Genomic DNA, 17,443 nt, shown 5'->3' on the forward strand with positions numbered 1-17,443 from the left:
GACGCTTAAACCGGCGTCACGATGAACCTGCGCCATATCGAAGTCTTCCACGCGGTCTACACCACCGGATCGGTCAGCGCGGCGGCGCGGCTGCTGCATGTTTCGCAGCCGGCGGTCACCAGTCTGCTGCGCCATGCCGAAAGCACGCTGGGCTTTCCGTTGTTCGAACGTTCGCGCGGCCGACTGGTCCCCACCGCCGATGCCCACGAGCTTTACGAGCAGGCCGACGCCATTCAGGACAAAGTCCGCCAGATACGCGATACCGCGCGCAACATGCGCCACGGGCGCGGCACGATCCTGCGGATTTCCACCCTGCCCGCGCTGGGCATGGAATTGCTTCCCCAGGCGCTGGCCACCTATCTTTCGAACCATCCCGGCGTCTCGATCGAACTGCACACGATCCACCATGACGACATGGCCGCCAAGCTGCGAGAGCGAGAGACGGACATGGTGATCTGCTACTCCCCCCCGCGCGACGCGCTGCTGGCAAGCACGCCCATCGGCGCCGGCGAGATGGTCGCCTATTTCCGGGAGGCCGACTTTCCCGGCGCCGCTGAGCGTCTGCCGCTCTCCGCCCTGGCCGACCGCCCGTTCATCGCCACGTCCGAAAGCGGCCCGCAGGGACGCGCCGTGGCAGCGGAGCTTGCCCGGCAGGGGATCGAACCCGATCCGGTGGGCGCCTCCCGAACGTTCTTCGTTGCCGCTGCGATGGCGCGGGCGGGGCTGGGGGCCACTATCGTCGACCTACATACGGCCCTGGCCATGCGCGCGCCGGGAATGGCGCTGCGCCCGCTCGATCCGCCGCAGCCCTACACAATTCACGCCGCCTATCTGGAAGCGCGGCCGCCCTCCCAACTGGCATTCGACTTTCTGGACCATCTGCGTGGCCGCCTTTCCGAGCCGGTCTGAAAATTCACGGCTCGCAAATTCCGGGGCGAACTCTCCCCATAAGCAAACCTTATGAAGAGCCCCCACATCGCGATGATTCAAAGCAGATCGATCATGCTACCGCACTGTCATTGGCAGACGGAAAGCGAGTTTCATGATCCCTGGTCCCTTCCTCCTCTACATCGGCGACAAGCGTAACCCTCTCGACATCAAGACCTCACGCGGGCTGGCCACTTTCCGGCGGGAAGATTGCATCGGCGAACTGCGCGATGCGGATAATCCGCTGACGCTGGGCCTTCCCCGCATGGACGTGGCGCAGGCCGCCGCGAAAGGTGCGCGGGCGCTGGTGCTGGGGATCGCCACAAGCGGCGGACGGCTGGAGGAGGCGATGATACCCCACGTCCTCGCCGCGCTGGATGCCGGGCTTCATGTCGTTTCGGGGCTGCACCAGCACCTTTCCAGCGATCCGCGCATTCGCGAAAGGGCTGACGCGCTGGGCCGCCAGTTGATCGACGTGCGCGCCGCCCCGGCGGACCTGAAAGTCGGCACCGGCGCCCCGCGCCCCGGTCGCCGGATCCTGACCGTCGGCACCGACTGTGCGGTCGGGAAGATGTACACCTCGCTCCACCTTGCCGACGCCTTGCGGGCCCGCCGCATCCCCGCCCGTTTCCGCGCCACCGGCCAGACCGGAGTGCTGATCGCGGGCGAAGGCTTGGTGATCGACAGCGTCATCGCGGACTTCATCTCGGGCGCGGCCGAAGCGCTCTCTCCCGCGCGCGAAGACGATCTGTGGGACGTGATCGAGGGTCAGGGGTCGCTGTTCAATCCCTCCTTCGCGGGTGTCTCGCTCGGCCTGCTGCATGGCGCGCAGCCGCAGGCCCTGGTTATGTGCCACGATCCGTCGCGCCCGCACATGCGCGGCCTGCCGCATATGCCGGTCCCCGATGTGGCCGCCTGTATCGAGGAAAACCTGCGCTGCGCGCGCCTCACCAGCCCGGATGCCGAATTTGTCGGCGTCTCGATCAACGGATCGGGTCTGGAACCCGCCGCAGCCGAGGACTTGCGCGGACGGATCGCCGAAGAGACCGGCCTGCCCTGTGTCGATCCGGTTGTGACCGGCATGGACGCGGTGGTCGACCGGCTGATCACGCGCTTCGTCGTCGCCGCCCACTGACGTGCGCCGCCTTTCCGCCCGGATCGCGCACCATCGCCTCGCGCAGCCTTTCGCCATCGCGCGGGGCACGCGCGAAGCGATCGATCTGGTCCGCGTTACCATCGCGCAGGACGGGCATGAGGGCCACGGCGAAGCCGCACCCAACGCCCGTTATCGGGAATTCGCCCCCGACGTCCTCGCCCGGATCGAGGCGATGGCCCCGCTGATCGCATCCGGCATCGGGCGCGAAGAATTGCTGGCCGCGATGCCGCCCGGCGCGGCGCGCAATGCCATCGATTGCGCGCTATGGGATCTGGAGGCCAAGCTGTCCGGCCTGTCGGTCGCCGAACGGCTGGGTGCCATGCCTGAAAAGCTGGTCACCGCCGTAACCGTGGGCATCGCCGCGCCCGCCGCCATGGCCGAACGCGCCCGCGCGCTGGTTCTGGCCCACGGCACCGATGGCCCGGCGCCCTTGCTCAAGATCAAGCTGGATGCGCACGATGTCGAGGAGCGCGTGGCCGCGGTGCGCGCCGCCGCACCGGGCGCCGTGCTGATTGCCGACGCGAACGAAAGTTGGGACAAGGCGCTGCTGGAACGCGTCCTGCCCGCGCTGGCGGCGGCGCGGGTCGAACTGCTCGAGCAGCCGCTGCCGGCGGGTGCCGACGATACGCTGGAGAACTTTCGCTCCCCCGTGCCACTATCCGCCGACGAATCCGCCCATGTTGCCGGCGATATACCGCGCCTTCGCCGCCGGTACGCCTATGTCACCGTGAAGCTGGACAAATCGGGCGGCCTGACCGGGGCGCTGGCTCTGGCCCAGGCTGCGCGGGACGCAGGCATGGGCGTGATGACCGGTTGCATGCTCTGCTCGTCGCTCTCTGTCGCTGCCGCCTGGCCGCTGGCAGCGCAGAGCCGCTTCGTCGATCTGGATGGCCCGTTGTGGCTGGAAAGCGACGTTCCGGGCGGATGCCGTGTCGCGGACGGCATGCTGCGAGCACCCTCGGCGCTGGGTTGGGGGCAACCCTGAATTCAGGATCGACACCGCGATCCCCGATGCGCCGGCGATACCGGTGCGGACACCCTTTAGGAAATCGCGGGCAGGAACGCTGCCGCGGCAATCGGGATCGCGCTCATGGCAAGCCAGAACCAGGCCCGCCCCGGCTTCGGGACGTGGAAGACGGCAATGCAAATGCCTACGAACAGTGCGAAGGAGGCCATAGTTGCACCCAAGGTGGCCTCCACCGGATCGATGCCCGCCGCTATCAGCAGGCGAGACAATGCGATCGTCGACAGCGCCGTAACGGCGTAAGCGCCAAGCGTGCCCGCAGCAACGCGGGAAAGCACGGAGAGTCGGGTCATCGCGGCGTCCTTCCAAATCGATTGAGAAGACGCGTGCGATTGCAATTGACCAAAACGATCAGTGCGGCCGCCATCGACCACGATCCGCAGGCCAGCACCAGCCCATAGCCGTATCCATGGTCCAGACATGCCACAAGGGCACTGACAGCGAGGAGAGCCAGACCCCCGGCCCGGCCGGACCTGGCCTTTTCCACCGGCAGCTTTCGGCCCAGCCAATCCTGATGATGGCGCGGCATTGCCAGCATCAGGGCTGCGAACCCGCCGCAAGACATTAGCAAGACAAGCGCATCGACCATGCTCATGGGAGAACCTCCGCTGCTTGCGCCGTGCGGCGCGGCGGGCGTTTGGGCTGATGGACCGCAATCTTGCGGGCTGCGAGAGCGAATGCGAAGGCGACGCTCAAGGCCATCAGATCGAACGCGACATAGACCCAGTCGCGCGACATGAGGCTCGCCAGCAATCCACGCTCCGTCGTCAATTGGCTTGCCAATGGCACCCCGATCCACAGCATGGCGCAGGCGCCCATCGCCTCGGCCCAACCGGCGCGCGTGGGGCGCGCGATGCCCCAGACGAAAACGCCGCCCCATACCGCGAACAGAGTATTGATTTCCCAATCCGCGCGGTGATCCAGCCCCTCCGGCAGCAGACGGTTGGCCAGGAAAAATGCGGCTGCGATTGCGTCGCATCACTCAAATGATCTGACGCGGTTGCCGCCCTTTCGCAACGCCGGCCGTGGGAGGCTGGCCATAAGATTAGGGCTCTATCACTTGTCACTGCAAAGTCGCGGCAATCACGCCCAAGAACTCGTGCGCCTGTATCCAAGATTGCCAGGCATTGTTTTCTATCACGGCCGGCGACCCGGTGCGGGAGGACGGCGGGACGGCGGCCCCCAAACGCCCGACCGCCGCTTGACGTGCGAGTACGGCTTCTGCCCGGTCAGCAACGCACATTCCGGCGTCGCCAGTTCGTAATCAAATAAGGCGGGAACCGGATCACATCTTTCGCGTTGCTGCCGCAAATCGATGCGTCGGCGGACATTGAAGATGGCCGTTGGACCAATGGGCCTCGGGCAATGGCCTGTCGATTGCCGCACCGCCTTGACGGGGGCCATCAGCGGCAATTCGAACAATCGGCGCGATCGTTCGTGAAGGATCATTCGTGGAAGCGAGCGAATAACTAACACGCTTTAACCATGCCGTTTAACCGCACTTTAGCCGGCATGCGCCATTGGGTACTTCGACAGGAGGATTGTTATGTCCAGGTCTGGAATGAAGTTCGGCACGGCGGCGGCGGTATTGCTGCTGGGATGCGCAACGTCTGCCAATGCCTATGATGGCGCGTCGATCTCGATTGTCGGACGGGTTCCAACCGTCTGCCAGGTCAGCCTTGCATCGTCACCCGTGCAAACCATCCAGCCGGGAACGAATGACCTCGGCGTCATGCGCGAACTCTGCAACGATCTTTCGGGCTACACCGTCACGCTTTACCATCCGGCCGGCCTGATCGACGCATGGGTGGATGTGGGCGGCGTGCGCGTTCCCATTTCACCGGGCGAAACGCACACGGTGATCGTCGACAAGCGCACCCCGGCCTTCCGCGAAACGCCCTTGCGCCTGGTGCTGAACCAGACGCCGGACACCGCGCTGAACCTCAGCCTTGAAGCGGAGCCGAAAGGCGCGGTCTACTAAGACCGCGCTTACTTACTGGCGGGTGGGCGCACAGCCATCCCCGCCCGAAAGCCCGAGGCGCGGCGAAAAGGTCAGCGTCACCACGTCCGCGTATTGACCGGCGGGCAGGCGCTGCAAGTCACGCGCTGCCAGTTCCACCTGCACACCATGGCTGCGCCCACCCGGCGCCGGGGTCTGGCTGCAGGCGATCGTCGATTGGCGGTTCACCGGAAAGCCCGAGACCTTCAGGGCATAGGGCAGCGCAGCGTCATCGTTGTCGAAACGCTTCATCGCGCCGCGTTCCTCATCCACGCGGATTTCGTAAGGCACCGTCGATTGTGCCGTGACCGTCAGCCCGCGCGTCACATTGCCGCTGGAACCGTCGATGTCGCCGAAATCGATCCGTCCGCGCTGATTGCCGGCCGATCCCACGAAAGTTGAAATCCGCTCCGGCACGGTCACATCCACCGCGACCTGACTGCCAAGCTGCATGCCCCGATCGATCTCGTCCCGCCCGGCCATGCAGGCGAAGCGGACTTCGAGCGGCTGGTAGTAACGCCCGGCGACGATGCCCTGCCCCGCCGGAATCTGGATCCGGAAGCTTTCGTTGACATTGTCCCCCGTCGCGCCCGCGCCGAATTCCACCAGCGCGCCGTTGGTCGCGTTCGGCTGCTCGGCACCGGAAACCAGAATGGTGCGGCCACCGTCGCGGACCCAGCGGATATCGTAGCGAACCGAATCGTTGCGGCCCAGCGCGGAGCCGCGATTGATCGTGCCGGGGTTGGCCAGGACGACGCGGACCGCGGTGATACGCGGATCAAGCCTGCGGACGTGGATGGTGAAGCTGCGTTCCACTTCCGATCGGTTGAACGGATCGTAGTCCATGCTCAGTTCGCTGCTGGATGCGCGGAAATCCGCGCAGGCTGCCTGGGCCGCCTGCGGCAGGGCCAGCGCAAGAATGCCGCAGGACAGAAGAGTGGCGGCGATCCTCATGGTGTTCCCTCCGGCTTCAGCGCGCCGCCGCGTTGCAGGGCGGCACTGGTTGTCGTCACGTCGATCATATAGACGAGCGTACCCTCGTCGGTTGGCATTTCGATGCGCCACTTGCCCGCGCGAAGTCCCTGAACGGCAAAGCGGCCGGACCGGTTGGTGAACATGTCCACGGCCTTGTTCTCGGCGGATTTGTGCTCGGCGGATTTGTGTTCAGGCGCGGCAACTTCGATCGCACGGCCGCCGACCAGCGCAAGCGGCGTTCCGTCCGGCTTCAGCAGTTGGCCGGTGTAAGTCACGAAATAGTCCGAACCGATCTCGATCAGCGAGCCGGACCGATACGGCGGCTTCAGCTGGATAATGCCGGAACCGATGTCATAGCCGGCCGGCGCCTTCGGTACGTCATACGTCATCAGGCGCGGCGAATAGGCGGTAAGCTGCGGCATCACTGCGCCGCCGAAGGTGCCGGATTTCGCGATATATTCGTCGTCACGCGGATCGAGATAGACCGCCTTGCCTTCCAGCGAGCTATGCGGCTTCACAATCGCGAAGCTGTCGTAGATCGGCCGCGACAGCGCAACGCTGCCCCCGGCATAGGCCAGCGACAATGCCGTTCGCACCGACGTGCGCTGATCGATGATCGACCCGCTGTTGGAGAACGACGTGTAATGGGCCGCACCCAGTTCGGCGCGATTGGTCAGCACGTTCACCGCCGCATTGAGGCCGACAGAATCGTCTACGCGATCGAGATTGGCCGATGCGTTGTACGATCCCACGCCCGTCCCGCTGGAACGCTGGTAGCTCAGCCGCGCACGGTCGTTCCGGGTGTCGAAATCGGCATTCGCGCTGGAATTCCGGTCGAAGCGATAGATCAGCGAGACGCGGGCGCCGGGGCCGGTGCCTCTGTCGTTACGCTCGTAATAGCCTTCCGCCGTCAGCAACAATCGCTGGTTCGGGCGCCAGCCATATGTGAGGCGGCCGGTGGACTGGTCCTTCTTGGCGCCGCGGCCGACCGAGTAGTAACCGTCCACGCTGAAATAGTGGTCCGCGCCCAGCGATTGCGAATAGGTTGCGCCGATTTCCACCGAGTAGGGATTGCTGGCGGTAAGATTGTCCGGCAGCGAGAAGTCCTTGCTCGTCGCCTGGAGCGATGCCGTCAGCGACCGGGCATTGCCGCCCTTCCCCACGCGCGAGAATTCGTAGCCGACATTGATCGCATAGCCGTTGCCGGCCGTGGTGTTATGCGATCCCGCCGCGTTCAGCGACCAGGTGCCGATCGGCGATGCCCAAACGACTTCGGCACCGCCAACGCCGCCGCGGCTCTGGGCCTGGAAGTTGCCGCCCAGCGTCAGTTCGTCGGTCAGGCCATGGCGATAGAAGCCGGAGGCGATCGGATCGTTGGAATAGTGCCGGCCGCTGGTGCGGAACGGCGCCTTCACGCCGGCATAGACGCCGAATTCGCTGAGCCCGGCAGCCAGCAGAGTCCGGTCGAAATTGATCGAGAACGAGATGACGTTTTCACGGCCGCTGTCGTCCCGCACGAGCAGCTGCACGTTGTTCGACCCTTGCGCGAAGGGGAAATCGCCAATGTCATAAGTGCCGGGGTTCAGCCGGGTGGTCTGCACCGTCTGGCCGTTGACGATGGTCTCTACCGTGGATGCCCGCGTCAGCGTGAACGACCGCTGGCCGCGCGGTTGGATGTTGCGCTGCGGATCGAGATCCGCATAGACGCGCGACATCGACAGGCCCGCCATCGGACTGGTGCCGGAAAAGCCGCGCGCCACCGGCTCCAGATCGCCGGCCGTGTAGCGCGCCGTATGACGCTCGTCGTCATAGACCAGGCGGGTGCCTTCGCGGCGGAAACTGTCCTGAATGCTGCCTTCGTTTTCGAGCACGAAGCCCTTCACCCGTACCGCGCTGTCATAGACGATGTTGGGTGTCTGAAAGCCCGTGTCGGCGCCTTTGTAGACGTAGTCGCTATTGATGAAGGCGGTGACGTAGGCGGAAACGTCCTCGGCCGGCTGGATCGGGCCGGAAACCTGCGAGTATCCCCCCATGACCTGGATCGACTGCCGCTGGCGCAGCGTCGGATCCACCGAGAGCAGCAGGCCCAGGGTGGAGGGATCATAGACCAGGTTGATCCCGAAGCGCGGCAAGTCGGCGGTCGAGACGACCGTCTTGTCCGCCAGTGCGTCGGAAACGCGGGCCAGATTGGCATCGGAAAGGACGCTGCGCAGCAATTCCAGCAGGTCCGGAACTTCGACCAGGATGCGGTCGTCGGCCGTCAGCGTGTAGGACACTTCGCCCAAGACGAAGCCGCCATCCGAAACCGGCCCGCCCATCGGGATGTCGCGCCCGGTGGTGTTGATGCGCTGGGCGCCGAAAGTCGGTGTGGGTGCCGTCTTGCGCGCGGCGTTGGCGTCTGGATCGGCATCCGGCGTGCCGGTGCCCGTGCCCATCGGCGTGACCGCAACGGTGCCGCTGCCCAGCGCCGTGCCGGCCATCAGCCCGGCGGGCGAAGCCGCATAGGCGGGCGGGCAAGGCGCCATCGAGCCGAGCGGGGCCAGCCCCGCCAGACCTAGCAGGAAAAGAGAAATCCGCTGCGGCACCGCGTCATTTTCCGGCCGGCGTGAGTTCGATGGACAGCGTGCCCGCGGCATCCGGCAGCTCGACATTCATCGGCAGCACCCGGCTCGCCTTGGCGGGCACCAGGCCGAGGCCCATGGTCTCGCGGATTTCCTCCGGCTCGAAGGTCTTGCGGAAGGCTTCCGAACCGTCACCGCGACGCTCGATCAGAGTCATGCGGTTATTGGCGACATAGCCGTAAGTCGTGCCTTCATTGGCGATGGTGACGATCGGCTGGGGCTTTCCGCTGGGATCGGTGCCGATCTTCGCTTCCACCAGTTTCAGCGAAGCCGCATCCTCGGCCGAGCCGACGCTGACCAGCACTTTGAAGCGATGGAGCACCTGAATGGTGTTCTGGCTGCCCGCCATGGCGACCGGCAACTGGGCGATAGTCACGTAAAAGTGCTGGCTTTCGCCGGCCTTGGGCTCGCCGATCCACTGGACGCGGAAGGCCTGCGATTGATTTCCGCCCAGCGTCGCCTGGCTGGGGAAAACAAGAATATCGTCGGTTTCCTGGTCCTCCGCCTCGCGCAGTTCACCGTCGACGACGCGAACGGGATGCACGGTGACTTCGACCGGAACCGGGTCCGGGAAGGTGTTCTGCAAGGTGACGATGGCCGAAGTCCTGCGCCCTGCGGTCTGCAGGTCCACCACGACCGGTTGCACGTTCAGTGCAAAGGAAGGTGCGGTGCTCGCCAGCAGTCCCCCGAACAGCGTCAGGGCAGTCAGCAGCGGGCGCGCGCCATGGCGCGTGTAGCGTGAAGTCATCTTGCTCATCTGAAAATGCCTGGACCGGAAAGGATGGAGGCGGGCCGAGGCCCGCCTCCGGATAAAATCAGGCAGCCGGGGTCAGTTCGATCGAAACGTAACCGCTGTAGTTGCCAGCAGCCATCCGACGATCGGTGAGCGAGCTCCAGTTGGTAGCCGTACGGTCCGAGCCGTTGGTCGAAGCGACGGCGGCACCTTCGCTGCTCGCCTTGGCGAACAGGACGTGGGTCGAAGCTTCGCTCAGGCTGTCGTGGCCGCCGAAACGCTGGGCGACGGTCGAACCGGTCGGGGTCGAGGTCGAGTCAAGGGCCAGGCCGTTGATCGAGGTGTCGAGGTTGTAACGGATGAACTGGGCGAAGTCGCCTTGGGCCAGGCTGTTGCCGGTCGCGCCGTCGAGGGCGAGAACAGCGCGCTGAACCTTAACGGTGCTGCCGCCGTTGTTGCAGAACGCGACGACGTTGGCGGCGTTCAGCTTCTGGGCGATCTCTTCGGTCACGGTCGAGCGGACCTTGGCGTTGGCGTCGGTCAGGTCTTCGAGCGAGATCGACGAGGTCTGCGACGAGATGCCGCACTTGCTGTTGACCTTGGCGTTGATGTTGATCTGGGCGGTGGTGGCAGCCTGGGCCGAACCGGCAACGGCGAAAAGAGCAACCGCGCTGGCGGCGAGGATCGAACGCTTCATAATTCAACTCCTTAGACAAGTTTGGCGCAGAACGACGCCGGAGAAATCAAGACCGCTTTCGCGGGCCATGCGTTTCATCGGATGCCGGACGGCTGCCGATGGCTGAACGGTGCGCCGACCCCGCGCCCCGCCCTTCAGATGGTGGGTGCGTTTATGCGCGTGGCCCAACCACCAGAATTAGAGTGTCTTTGTAGTGCCCTGCTGCCAGCCGCGGCTCGGCGGCGGCCTGCGAGGGCCAATCGATGGTGATCACGGCATTGCGGCCGACGCTGATGCCGGCGCCGGACTTCAGCCCGCGCCCGGGAACCAGGCTGGCGAAAGCGCAGCGGCCGCCCTCTTCCATTTCGTCGGACGTGCAACGCGCGCTGCGCACCACGCCCTTGTCCGTTTCAAGCGCCACCGAGACGCGGTAGCGCTTGCTGAAAGCGTACCCCGAACCGTCGTCCGCGTTATCGACGTTGAGCAGCGCCCCGCTTTGCGAGGTGACGCCCAGAGCATAAGGGGTGTTGCAGTCGAGACCGACCGCCAGAGAGAAATTCGCGGCGCTTTCCAGATCGCGCGGCGCGGCGACGGCATCGGGGCCGGCGGCAGCGAAGCCGCAACGTTCCTTGATGCGCGCGGTGACGTCGATCGCGACCGAGTCGGTGTGTGCCTGGGCCGAAACGACCGTCAGCATCACCCCCGTCAGGACACTACCGCTGCCAACGATAGCGCGCGAAATCCACCGGAATGGAACGGAAATCATTAAGCCCCCACTTAATGCCTACTGACGCAATCAGCCCCCTGCCGATCGAATCTGCGGCGTTTTTGCCGTGAACCGGGGCTTAGAAAGGGTTCACGGATCAGGCAAATGCAAATTGTTAGTTAACAACTAGATTGTCCATTTTGGGACATGTTGATTCCAAATGCTTACTTATCTTCTGCGCGTCACTTGCCGGTGATTGCCGAAACGACCTTCGTCGAATCCCCTGTTTTCCGGGCGCAAATCGCTCTCGCAGACGATTTCTTCCCACTGTCCTGAATGCGCTGGCGTGGCCTGCTTCGGCGCGCACCGGCGATGCCGTGATCTAGGTCACGCTCACGGCCATCCTTGTCGCGCGATGGGTGGTCGCAAGCAGGCCACGCTTGCGCGTTCGCCTTGGCTTTCCCGCAGTACGTTATGCGGCGATTCGGCTGTCCGCGAACTGAAACAGTCCTGCCCTACGGGCGTTGGATGATGTCGACTTCGCCTCCAACCGCCAGGCCGCACAATGCATTTCCCGGATGGCGCGGCGTGAAAACCCGTTTGGGCGCGGAAACCCGTTTGATTGCCTATTCCTCCGGGAATTTCGGCAAGAACATCGTCTTTGCCGGCGCGGACCTGACGTTCCTTTATCTCCTGACCGACCTGTTCGGCTTTTCCGGCACGACCTCCGGCTTGCTTATGCTGGTGGCGCTGGCAGGCGATCTGGTTTTCGATCTGCTGGCGGCGATGCTGGTGATCCGCTTGCGCCGCTCGGGCCGTGGGTATCGCTGGCTGATCGTCGCAGGCTCGGTGCCCGGCGGCCTTGCCTTCGCGCTGCTGTTCGCGATGCCGGCGATGGGTATCGAGCAAGCATGGATACTCGCTTTCGCGCTGCTGGTGTTTCGCGGCGCCTATGCCTTGATCGACGTGCCGCACAATGCGCTGATGACGCGGATTACCGCCGACAGCCGGGCGCGCGGCAGGGTTTCCGGCTATCGGTTCTTCTTCAGTTCGGCCAGTGCGCTGACGGTTGCCGCGATTCTGACGCCCACCGTGCAATCGGCCGTTCACGCGCACGATCTGCCCCGCCTGGCGTTGACCGGCGCGATAGCCGGTTGCCTGTTCGCGCTGACGATGATCGCCTGCGGGCTTGCGAGCGACCAGCGCAGCAGCGCACCCGACACAGCGATGCCGCAGGATCGCGACGGGATCGACGTGCCGCTGCGCGATCGGCTGGTGCTGGCAATGGCGGCCATCGGCGTGATCACCGGGTTCGCCATGCCCGCATTCGACAGGATGTTGCTCTATTTGGGGACTTACGTGATCGAACGGCCGGAATTGATCACATCTCTCCTGCTGGCGAAGACGCTGGGGCAATTCCTGGGCGTCGCCCTATGGACGCCGCTGGCCGCGCGGATCGACAAGGGCCGCGTACTGGCGGCGGGCTATGCCGTTACGTTCGTCGGCTTCGCGCTGTTCGCCCTGGTGATGGACCGGCCGGACCTGCTGCCGGCCTGCGCCCTGCTGATGGGCTTCGGCCTGAGCTGTGTATTCATGCTGCCCTGGGGCCTTCTGGCTGACGCCGTGGACTTCGTGGCCTTGCGCCATGGTCGCAGGTTCGAGACGGGCCTTTTCGCGTTCTATCTGGTCGTCGCGAAAGCCGGCGCAGCGGGATCGTCCGTCGTGATCGGCCTTGCGCTAGGGTGGCTGGGCTACCTGCCCGGCGCGGAGCAGTCCGCCACCGTCAAGGCCGGAATGATCGCGCTTGGCCTGGGTGTGCCGATGCTGGGAAGTCTTGCCGCCGTGGCCCTGCTGTCGCGCATGAGGATGGGCCACGAGCGGCACGAGCGTGTGCTCGCGGCGCTCGCAGCCCATCGTGCGACCCGATGGTTCAGCCCGGCGCGGAGCCGGTCTCGGGATTGAACCTGGGATTGGCGAAGTCGAGCGGCGCGGGAACCACTTTCGCGGGCGGAGTGGCGCTCTGGGCCCAGGCGCGGCAGATCATGTCGCGCAGCATGGCGGCGCCGCTGCTGGTCTGGGTGTAGACCAGTTCGCGCGTGTCATGGTCCGCGAAGTTGGTGAAGTGGTCGCGCTTTTCCAGCTTGTAGACCTGCTCCATCTTGTCGCCCGCCGTGTCCAGATACGTCAGGACGGCGTCGAACATGTCGCCCTCGCGGTGGCCCGGCGCGCCGATACGCGGGGCGATATCGGCAACCGTCAGCTTCATGCCGTCCACGAACCCGCTTTCGAACCGGCCGTGGATCGTGCGATCGCGCGTGTAGTCATGCGGGTTGTCACCGCGCCAACCGTCGCTGTTGACCGAATCGTGCAGCGGTTGCGCGCCGTCGCCGATGTAGTGGCCCAGGCGGATCACCTGAAATGCGCAGTGCTGTTCGGGCACCGAAGCGTCGCCACCTTCCGCATTGGCCTTGCGGACATAGCGCATGCAGGTGATCAGGCGCTGATAGGCTTCCATCGCCGCATAAGGCAGCGTGCCGGTCCACCGCACATTGGTGCGTGCGGCAGTGGCGGGATCGCTATCCTTGATCGTCTCGTAATGCTTGTAGAGCGCAAGGACGAACTCATAGCGCGAAAGCGGGATCGGCTTCAGGAACGTGAACTGTTCGCGAAACCAGCCGTGGTTCGGGTCTTCCTCGATCTTCGAGAAATTCTCGTCATCCCCGCGCCAGCTGTCCGGCAGGGAGGCGGAGGCGCCGATATAATCCTCGTACTTGCGCAGGAAGACCGGGCCATCGGCAGGGATCGCCTCGATCGCAGCACGGTCTATCACGGCATGGGCAGTGCCGCCCCAGGCATGGGCGGCGGAAGGTTGCAGGGCGAGTGCGCCAAGAGCGGCGATCACGGGAAAACGCATCGTCGGATGGCCTTTCCTATCAGGGATCCAGCGGATCACGCGGGTCAAGCCGCGCCGACTTGGAGGAAGGACGAAATTCAAGCTCGGTCGGAGACAGGCGGCGACCCACTTGCCCCGGTTGATAGCCAAGTTCGTCCAGATTGCGCTGCGCGAAAAGTGGAGCTTCGATGTAGGCGCTCTGGGCCGGATTGCAGACGATCAGCGTATCCCGGTCTAGCGGCGCGCCCATCGCCATCAGGCGGCGGGTGGCGTTGCGCAAGTTGGTGGTGGTGTGGCGGGCATAGGGCTCGATCACGATGGCATCGGCGGGAATGCCATAGCGTTCGATCAGGCCGCGCCGCAGCTCCTCCGCCTCGGCAAAGCGCGTGGCGCGCGGGTGCGCGCGGCCGCCGGTCACGATGATGAAGGGGATGTCCCCCGCCGCGAAACGGTTCGCCGCCAACCGGATATGCAGCTTGCTCAGGGGGCTGAGCGACATTTCGGGCACTTCCGGGCCGACGCCGGTGACGATCATCGCCGAATAGCGATAGCGCTTCCAGTCGATGGTCTTCGCGCGCGCCATGGCCGGCGCATTGAGGCCGTCGTTGATGGGTTCGTAACCGATGGCGTCGGTGCGGTCGTTGGCATCCAGCAGCGCCAGCGCGAACTCGACGCTGGGATCGAGCATTTGCGCCGATCCCCCGCGCGGTGTGCGGGCCAGCGCCAGCGCAGCCATCGTGCGGTTCTTCGCTTCCTCGCTATCGGGCGCAAGGCCCGAACCGTCGATCTGCGGGTACCGCGGGGCCAGGCCCAGCGCATATGTGCGGATCACGGTGTTGATGCCGTCGATCTCACGGTCAAGCCCTGCAAGGTTGCCGTCATCGGCCTTGCGGGTGGTAACGAGGCCGGCTGCCGCCGTGCCCAGCGTCGCTTTTTCGGCGTCGCTCCAGACCAGTGCCTGCGCGGCGCAGAGTGCATCCTCGCCGCAAGCCGCTTCCCGTGCACGGCGGGCTTCCAGCAGCGTGGCGACGTCATAGCGCGCCTTCAGCGCCGCCACCGCGCGGGCATCGCTGCCCACTTCGCCCAGCATCGGAAACAGATGATCGGACAGCCGTTCCACCTTGCGGTCGCGAACCGCCCCGGCCGAAGCCGGAACGGTCGAAACCGGAAGCATGGCCGCCATGAGGAGGCTGGCGGCTAGACCTCGCGAACGCAGTGCCATCACCACGCCTTGCTCACCACAAGACGGAAGTTCCGGCCGAAGATCGGGCGGCCGTAGATCGCCTCTGCACTGCCCTGCCCGCTGAGCGAGTCGGTGCGGGTGTTGCCTTCGGTCAACCCGTGCGCGTTGAACAGGTTGTCACCCACCACCTGCATCTGCCAGGTGCCGCGCGTCAGCGTGAAGCCCGCGCCCACCGTGCCATAGGCCGGCAGCGCGGTGTCGTTGTAGAGATCGACGTAGCGCTTGCCCATGTAGGTGTAGCGTCCGTAGATCGACACGTCCGTGCCGGCGGTCGTGAAGTTGAAGCTGGGGCGGATATTGCCGTAGACCTTCGGTTCGCGAACGATCTGGTTGCCTTCCACCTGCTCCGGATCGGCGCCCGTCGCGCTCTGGAAGCTCTTGTACTTGGGATCGCTGATGGTCAGCGCGCCGTTCAGCGTGAACCACGGCGTGACCGACCAGGCACCGTCGAACTCCACGCCCTTCACTTGCGCTTCGCCCACGAACGGCACGTTCACATCGTTGCGGCCCGTGGTCGGATCGTAAGCAAGGAACGAGGCGTTGAGCGGGTCGAAGTTGGTGTAGAAGCCCGTCACGTACAGGTACGAACGGCCCGAGGCGAGCTTGAGGCCCACTTCGTACTGATCGGCAATCGTGGTGAGGATCGTCGGGTTGATGCTCATCACCGTCTGCACGTTCGGCGGCGTTTCAAGGTGCGACGCGCGGCCGTAGATGCCGATGTGGTTGTTGAAATCGTAGTTGGCACCGACGGTCCAGTTGGTGACGTTGGGCTTCAGCTTCTGGGTGACGATCGCGCCCGTAAAGCCGCGCGTGGTATCGTCGGCCAGCGTGGTGGCGTCGCCCAGGTTCACCTGCTCGGTCAGCGCCGCCCAGCCCTTGTAGCTGTAGCGTTCGTGGCGGATGCCGGCATCGATGCGCAGGCCCGGCACGATTTCCCAGGTGTCGTTCGCATAGATCGCGAACATCTTGGCGTCGGAATCGCCCTGGTTCAGCGTGGCGGCATAGTTCAGCACGCCATTGTCGGTGACCGAACCGATGGCGGTGCCGGCGGCGTTATAGGCCACGAGGTCCAGCGTGCGCGGCTTGCCCGCCACTTCGATCAGGTAGTTCTGGTACAGCGTCTTGCTGTCTTCGCCATAGGCGCTGGCATAAAGGCCCAGCTTGATGTCGTGGCTGCCGATGCCAGTGTCGAACTTCTTGGCGACCGACAGATTGCCCTGCGCCGAGTAGAACTTCGAGTGGATGTCGCGGTACTGGCCCTGCATGACAAGGCCAGAGGCGGCATTGGGATCGTAGACGGTGTTGGTGCCGGCCAGCACGTAGCCAAGGTGATCGACGGCGCCGAAAGCGGTGGTCGCGCGCGCCAGATAGCTGCTGGCGAACGTATCGGCATCGGCCGGGTTGGTGGTGGAATAGAACGCCGTGAAGTCCAGCTTGCCCTGCGTGTACCCGGCCTTGGCCGAGACCAGCCAGCCGTCGAAATCGGCATCGTACTGCGCGCCGAAGTTCACCATCTGCATGTGGCGGCCATCGGACAGATCGCTGTTGCGGCTCTGGATCACACCCGCGCCGTCACGGTACTTCAGGTTGACGTTGCGGAACGCCGGAGAGTTCATCGTGCCGGTGAAATAGTCGATGTACTTGTCCAGGCTGACGCTGGGATCGCGCGGGTCGGCGGTCGGAATCGGCAGGTAGAAGACGTTGTGATCGTTGACGTAGTTCAGGCTCAGCTTGATCGAGCCATTCTCAAGGTCATGCTTGATGTTGGCGCGGATCTGGCCGCCCTTGTCGTTGGGGAAGCCGTTGTCGCGATAACCGTCGTGATACCGCATGAAGCCGCCCACGGCATAATAGGTGTTCTTGCCCAGCGGACCGGCCTGATAGGCGTCAAAGCGGTAGAGGCCGGTGTCGCCCAGCGTCACTTGCGCCTTGCCGCGCGCCACGTCGCTGCCGGTGACGGTGATGGCGTTGATGATCGCGCCCGAATAGCTGGCATAAACCGGCGCCGGGCCGCCGCGCACCACTTCCAGGCGGTCGGTCATCAGGTCCGGCTTGATCAGGGCGTCACCGCGGAAGAACACGCCGTCGTTCTCATGGAACAGCGGCAGGCCGTCCTGCTGGAAGCTGACGAAACCGCCGTCGCTGGGCAACCCGCGAATGCGGTAGATGTTCTGCACTTCGCCGCCGGTGATTTCGGTCTGGAAGCCGGGAAGCTGGCCGATCAGGTCCGCGAAGTTGACCGGCGCGATCTTCGCCATATCGTCCTGAGAGATCGTGTTGATCGCATAGGACACGTCGAAGCGGCGCTGCGCACGGGTCGACCCGGTTACGATGATGTCGCCGGACGTCGCTTCACCTGCCGGCGCACCCGCACCGCTGTCGGCAGCGGCGGCTTCATCCGCGGCATAGGCGGGCGTCGCAAGGACGGTGCAGATGGCGGTAAGCGCCGTGCCGGCGGCAAGAACGGTCTTGAACATGATGCCCCTCGAT

General features: G+C 64.8%; 16 protein-coding genes. 6 read left to right on the forward strand and 10 right to left on the reverse strand.

The window, feature by feature from the left end:
- The first annotated feature begins 21 nt into the window (after nt 1-21).
- The 3 genes from ACZ1JV_RS00755 (at nt 22) to ACZ1JV_RS00765 (ending at nt 3,068) form a co-directional block, all read left to right on the forward strand.
- Nucleotides 22-909 (forward strand): LysR family transcriptional regulator, encoded by an 888-nt coding sequence (locus ACZ1JV_RS00755; RefSeq protein WP_465149186.1) that lies wholly within the window; start codon nt 22-24, stop codon nt 907-909.
- 133 nt (nt 910-1,042) lie between these two features.
- On the forward strand, nt 1,043-2,062 hold the full coding sequence (locus ACZ1JV_RS00760; RefSeq protein ID WP_465149187.1) for a DUF1611 domain-containing protein: 1,020 nt from the start codon (nt 1,043-1,045) through the stop codon (nt 2,060-2,062).
- Between the two features lies 1 nt (nt 2,063).
- Nucleotides 2,064-3,068, forward strand: coding sequence for an enolase C-terminal domain-like protein (locus ACZ1JV_RS00765; RefSeq protein ID WP_465149188.1), 1,005 nt, complete (start codon nt 2,064-2,066; stop codon nt 3,066-3,068).
- 56 nt (nt 3,069-3,124) lie between these two features.
- Here the strand turns inward: ACZ1JV_RS00765 and ACZ1JV_RS00770 are convergent, their stop codons facing one another.
- Nucleotides 3,125-3,400, reverse strand: coding sequence for a hypothetical protein (locus ACZ1JV_RS00770; protein WP_465149189.1), 276 nt, complete (start codon nt 3,398-3,400; stop codon nt 3,125-3,127).
- A complete protein-coding gene (locus ACZ1JV_RS00775) occupies nt 3,397-3,702 on the reverse strand; it encodes a DUF3325 domain-containing protein (RefSeq protein WP_465149190.1) in 306 nt (101 codons plus the stop codon). The genes ACZ1JV_RS00770 and ACZ1JV_RS00775 overlap by 4 nt, the downstream gene beginning before the upstream one ends.
- Nucleotides 3,703-3,752: 50 nt before the next feature.
- Here ACZ1JV_RS00775 and ACZ1JV_RS00780 point away from each other — a divergent pair, with 50 nt between their 5' ends.
- Entirely contained in the window at nt 3,753-4,097 is a 345-nt protein-coding gene (locus ACZ1JV_RS00780; RefSeq protein ID WP_465149191.1) for a hypothetical protein, read from the forward strand.
- A gap of 556 nt (nt 4,098-4,653) precedes the next feature.
- Nucleotides 4,654-5,088: a hypothetical protein gene (locus ACZ1JV_RS00785; protein ID WP_465149192.1), complete on the forward strand. Its 435-nt coding sequence runs from the start codon at nt 4,654-4,656 to the stop codon at nt 5,086-5,088.
- Between the two features lie 12 nt (nt 5,089-5,100).
- On the opposite strand, the gene ACZ1JV_RS00790 is transcribed toward ACZ1JV_RS00785, so the two are convergent.
- From ACZ1JV_RS00790 to ACZ1JV_RS00810, 5 genes are all read right to left on the reverse strand, one after another.
- Nucleotides 5,101-6,060 carry a hypothetical protein gene (locus tag ACZ1JV_RS00790; RefSeq protein WP_465149193.1) on the reverse strand — a complete coding sequence of 320 codons (960 nt, stop codon included), beginning with the start codon at nt 6,058-6,060 and terminating at the stop codon, nt 5,101-5,103.
- Nucleotides 6,057-8,666 (reverse strand): fimbria/pilus outer membrane usher protein, encoded by a 2,610-nt coding sequence (locus tag ACZ1JV_RS00795; RefSeq protein WP_465149194.1) that lies wholly within the window; start codon nt 8,664-8,666, stop codon nt 6,057-6,059. Before ACZ1JV_RS00795 ends, ACZ1JV_RS00790 begins: the two co-directional genes overlap by 4 nt.
- A 4-nt stretch (nt 8,667-8,670) precedes the next feature.
- Nucleotides 8,671-9,459, reverse strand: coding sequence for a fimbrial biogenesis chaperone (locus ACZ1JV_RS00800; protein WP_465149195.1), 789 nt, complete (start codon nt 9,457-9,459; stop codon nt 8,671-8,673).
- 58 nt (nt 9,460-9,517) lie between these two features.
- Entirely contained in the window at nt 9,518-10,132 is a 615-nt protein-coding gene (locus ACZ1JV_RS00805) for a hypothetical protein (protein ID WP_465149196.1), read from the reverse strand.
- A 151-nt stretch (nt 10,133-10,283) separates the two neighbouring features.
- Complete coding sequence (locus ACZ1JV_RS00810) at nt 10,284-10,877, reverse strand: hypothetical protein (protein WP_465149197.1); 594 nt, start codon at nt 10,875-10,877, stop codon at nt 10,284-10,286.
- 528 nt (nt 10,878-11,405) lie between these two features.
- On the opposite strand from ACZ1JV_RS00810, the gene ACZ1JV_RS00815 reads away from it, so the two are divergent.
- Entirely contained in the window at nt 11,406-12,779 is a 1,374-nt protein-coding gene (locus tag ACZ1JV_RS00815; protein ID WP_465149198.1) for an MFS transporter, read from the forward strand.
- Here the strand turns inward: ACZ1JV_RS00815 and ACZ1JV_RS00820 are convergent.
- From ACZ1JV_RS00820 to ACZ1JV_RS00830, 3 genes are read right to left on the reverse strand one after another with little or no spacing between them, the layout of a single operon-like run.
- Nucleotides 12,748-13,731 carry a phospholipase C/P1 nuclease family protein gene (locus ACZ1JV_RS00820; protein WP_465149199.1) on the reverse strand — a complete coding sequence of 328 codons (984 nt, stop codon included), beginning with the start codon at nt 13,729-13,731 and terminating at the stop codon, nt 12,748-12,750. The two genes, ACZ1JV_RS00815 and ACZ1JV_RS00820, sit on opposite strands and share 32 nt — an antisense overlap.
- Before the next feature lie 19 nt (nt 13,732-13,750).
- Nucleotides 13,751-14,932, reverse strand: a complete 1,182-nt coding sequence (locus ACZ1JV_RS00825; RefSeq protein WP_465149200.1) for an ElyC/SanA/YdcF family protein — start codon at nt 14,930-14,932, stop codon at nt 13,751-13,753.
- Complete coding sequence (locus tag ACZ1JV_RS00830) at nt 14,932-17,430, reverse strand: TonB-dependent receptor (protein ID WP_465149201.1); 2,499 nt, start codon at nt 17,428-17,430, stop codon at nt 14,932-14,934. Before ACZ1JV_RS00830 ends, ACZ1JV_RS00825 begins: the two co-directional genes overlap by 1 nt.
- Nucleotides 17,431-17,443: the final 13 nt, after the last annotated feature.

It is taken from the genome of Novosphingobium sp. BL-S-19, assembly GCF_055521675.1.